Genomic DNA, 3226 nt, shown 5'->3' with positions numbered 1-3226 from the left:
AGGGGTCGCCCGTGTTGACGGTGACTTGTACACTGTCTTCGTACAGGGCTGCTCCGGCTACCCCGGCAGCATTGCTGGTATCCGACATTTGTTCAAAGATGCTTGCCGAAAGGGGCAACAATCGAGCAGACAATACCACTCGCGAAGCCAGCACCTGTGCATTGCTCAAGCTGCCGCCATTGCTTTGAAGGGTATAGCGCTCCAGGCGGTAACCTTGCTTTGTCCCGCGTTGCCAGGAGGGATAATCCGTAGGAGCCCACCTAAGCAGGGCCTTGCCCTGAGCATAAATGCCCAACAAGCGCACTTGCTTACTGGTGTCTTGTGCCGCCACTGCCGTAGTCCACATCGAGAATACCGCTATAGCAAGAAGGAATAGAGGGTTTGTTCGCATGATGCTCTTTTTTGAGGGGGTGTTTTGGAATCCGGTTAGTTAATTTTGCTCCATTTGACCAGCTTGCGGCTGCCGCGGGCACTCCAAAGCTCCAGGGTGTAGAGGCCAGCAGGCCAAGCTGCCAAGTCAATGGATTCAGCAAAAAAGTTGCCCTCCAAACTACGCTGGTACTGCTGCTGACCCAATGCATTGTAAATGATCAATCTGCGCAATGGCTCCGGTGATTCAGCTCGAATTTGTAAGCTGCTGCTTGCTGGATTGGGCCATAAGTTTAAGGCTACCAGCAACTCCGTTGGCGTCCGAACGCTCGTAATGGCTTTGGAGGTTTCGTACACCCATAATTCCCGGCCCGCCGTTTTGCTATTGGCCGTAAAGAATAGTCGATTGCTTGCTGCCGTCAATTGTTCGGGTTCGCCACTGGTGCTGCCGGGTATGACATCGATGAAACGAGTACCCGCAGCAGTACCATTTGATCGGTACAATTCATTGCCTCCTTCGGCGCTGTAGCCACTGTAATACAGGGAGTCTTGCAATAGAGTAAGGTATTCTCCGCCATAAAAATCCGAAGTCATTCGATTGTCAACTATCGGGTATGTAGTGCCTGCCAGAGTACCATCAGTAGCCAGCACCACAGAGGGTCGAGAGGTGTGCATAAACAATTTTCCTTTGTATGGAGCAAGGTAATTGACATCCTCATTGTACCGGTCATTAAAGTCGATCTGCTTGGTTCCAGCAACCGTACCGTCTGATACAAAAAAATCAAAGTATGTACAAAATGATGTACCCAACTTGCATGCAGGATAAAAAAACAAGTTTTGCCATCCTATCAGTGCGCGTTTTTTGCGGGGAATTTCACCAGCATTGACAGGCTCGTAAGCCGCAAGACGAATGGTGCCTTCGGCAGTACCATCTGTGCTGTACAATTGGTCTTGATTGAATCCATGAAAAAAGAAAAATGCACGCTGCCCCGCAACGGTCATAAATGGATAATCACCAAGTGCACCATCGTTTTTGAGGGTATGGTAAGCTTTGGTACCTGCAACTGTACCATCCGATTTGAGGAGCTGGTAGGTGCTGTCTTTACTTTGGGCCAGCAGGAGGAGCTGATTAGAAAAGGACACAAGATCTAGAATGCCATCGGGGCCTTTGTAGCGACCTAGCATTTGGTTGGACTGTGTGACGGGGTCATATTTCCAGAGTTCGGTTTGCTCATAAAATTCGGAAGCCGATGCACTCACATAGTACACCTGCCCCTGGTGTACCACTACCTTGCGGATGGGTTTGCTGGCGCTGCTGAACAGCTTACGGGTATTGGCCGCAGTGCCATCCGTGAGCCACAATTCGCCACCGGTGCGGCTCCCATTGTTTCGATCGGCCACAAAGAGTACTTGCTTGCTGTCATAGGGTAAAAAAACGGGATAGTCTTCCCCATTGGTGCCCACCATCAGCATGGTGGTGCCCGCCTCGCTGCCATCGGATGACCAAAGCTCGTACTTGAACTGGCGGTAAACCACAAACAATACACGGTTGCCCACCCCAATTTTGAGTTCGTCTTGAACATCATTGAACGTAGATGTCGTGCCTGGAATGAGGTCGAGCACCTGGCCCGGGGTTTGGGCGGCGAGGTGCAGTGTGAGGATTAGGAAAAAAATGAAGGAGTTGAGGTTTTTCATGGTTTGGTTTGTTGGTTTGTTTCATTGATTTTGATCCGCTCAAATACATGAAGGGTATCATTCCGATCTAAAATGTACCAACGATCATTGGCGTATTTCATTTCTAGTATTTGTGCAATGCCTGATCGCTCCATTTCTAGTTCGTAACTCCAGACTACTTCGCGCTTGTGGCGATCAAAAACACCGATTTTGCCCCGGCGGTCGTCGCAGAAGTAGATGTAGTTTTCATCGATTGGAAAAACGTTATTGCGGTAGCTTGATTCTAATTGATGTTTACCCATGCTATCGCTTACATCTATATAATCTAACCAAGGCTCTAAATCATTAAGATTAGCATATATATAATACTTGTTACGTAGGGTTATCAGTTCTCCAGAAGTAACATCTAATTGCATTTTATCGCCATGAGGAACAGAGTCTCCTTCCTTTAGATAGGGAAATATATCCTTTGAAACTTCATTATGCCCTATATTTTTGCAATATACACCTGATAATACGTCCAACCCAACTATATTTCCCGATGATAAAGACACCCAAAGGAAAGAGTTCCTTATGCCAAGTATGAAGCGTACTTCTTCAACAAGTGTGTGCTTTAACATATTATAATAAAATCCTTTCGGAGCGTATGTCCACAAATCACGAAGATCTGGATAATGGTAGGCAGAGATAACTTCAGAAACACATATTAACATTTCATACTCTGCTAAAAAAATATAAAATCTACTTGCCGATAGATTGACAACTTCAATATCACCTGAATATAAATTTAAAACACCAACGGCCTTATTTGTTTCCTCTTTTATATTGACAATAATTTTACTTTCAGGTAAAATTTCAGGAAATATACCAATTGACACTTCATTGACTTTATTTTTAGACGCATAAATATTTTTTTTACTGGAAAGATCATAAACCTGAAAATAACCATAATGGCTTTGCCAAAAAAGCAGTTTATTTAAAACATTGATTCTTGCAAAAGCATCAAGTTTCTCCAAATATGTATTCGAGCTTATTATCCAACCTTCTGAATTAAGGTAGCAAAGACCATCACTCAAATCAAATGACTTAACCGAATTAATCAATTCAATTTGCTTATACATTAGTTGACAGTTATGAAGTTAAATAATTTTGATTTAGTATCACTTGCCAAATCCAAAAAATC

The 3226-nt window shown here is 44.5% G+C and carries 3 protein-coding genes; all 3 read right to left on the bottom strand.

What is annotated here, in order from left to right; all coding sequences use genetic code 11:
• On the bottom strand, positions 1 to 391 hold a 391-nt coding region (locus ABW391_RS29020; protein ID WP_353485405.1), incomplete at its 3' end, for a hypothetical protein.
• 35 nt (positions 392 to 426) lie between these two features.
• Positions 427 to 2064 carry a T9SS type A sorting domain-containing protein gene (locus ABW391_RS29015; protein WP_353485404.1) on the bottom strand — a complete coding sequence of 546 codons (1638 nt, stop codon included), beginning with the start codon at positions 2062 to 2064 and terminating at the stop codon, positions 427 to 429.
• The gene (locus ABW391_RS29010; RefSeq protein WP_353485403.1) at positions 2061 to 3164 is read right to left on the bottom strand and encodes a hypothetical protein; all 1104 of its coding nucleotides are present in this window, start codon (positions 3162 to 3164) and stop codon (positions 2061 to 2063) included. The genes ABW391_RS29015 and ABW391_RS29010 overlap by 4 nt, the downstream gene beginning before the upstream one ends.
• Positions 3165 to 3226: the final 62 nt, after the last annotated feature.

This window comes from Haliscomenobacter sp., assembly GCF_040403615.1.
In the GTDB taxonomy this organism is placed as follows: Bacteria; Bacteroidota; Bacteroidia; order Chitinophagales; family Saprospiraceae; genus Haliscomenobacter.
Note: the sequence above shows the minus strand (reverse complement) of the source record. Positions and strands in the feature narration are given on the sequence as shown.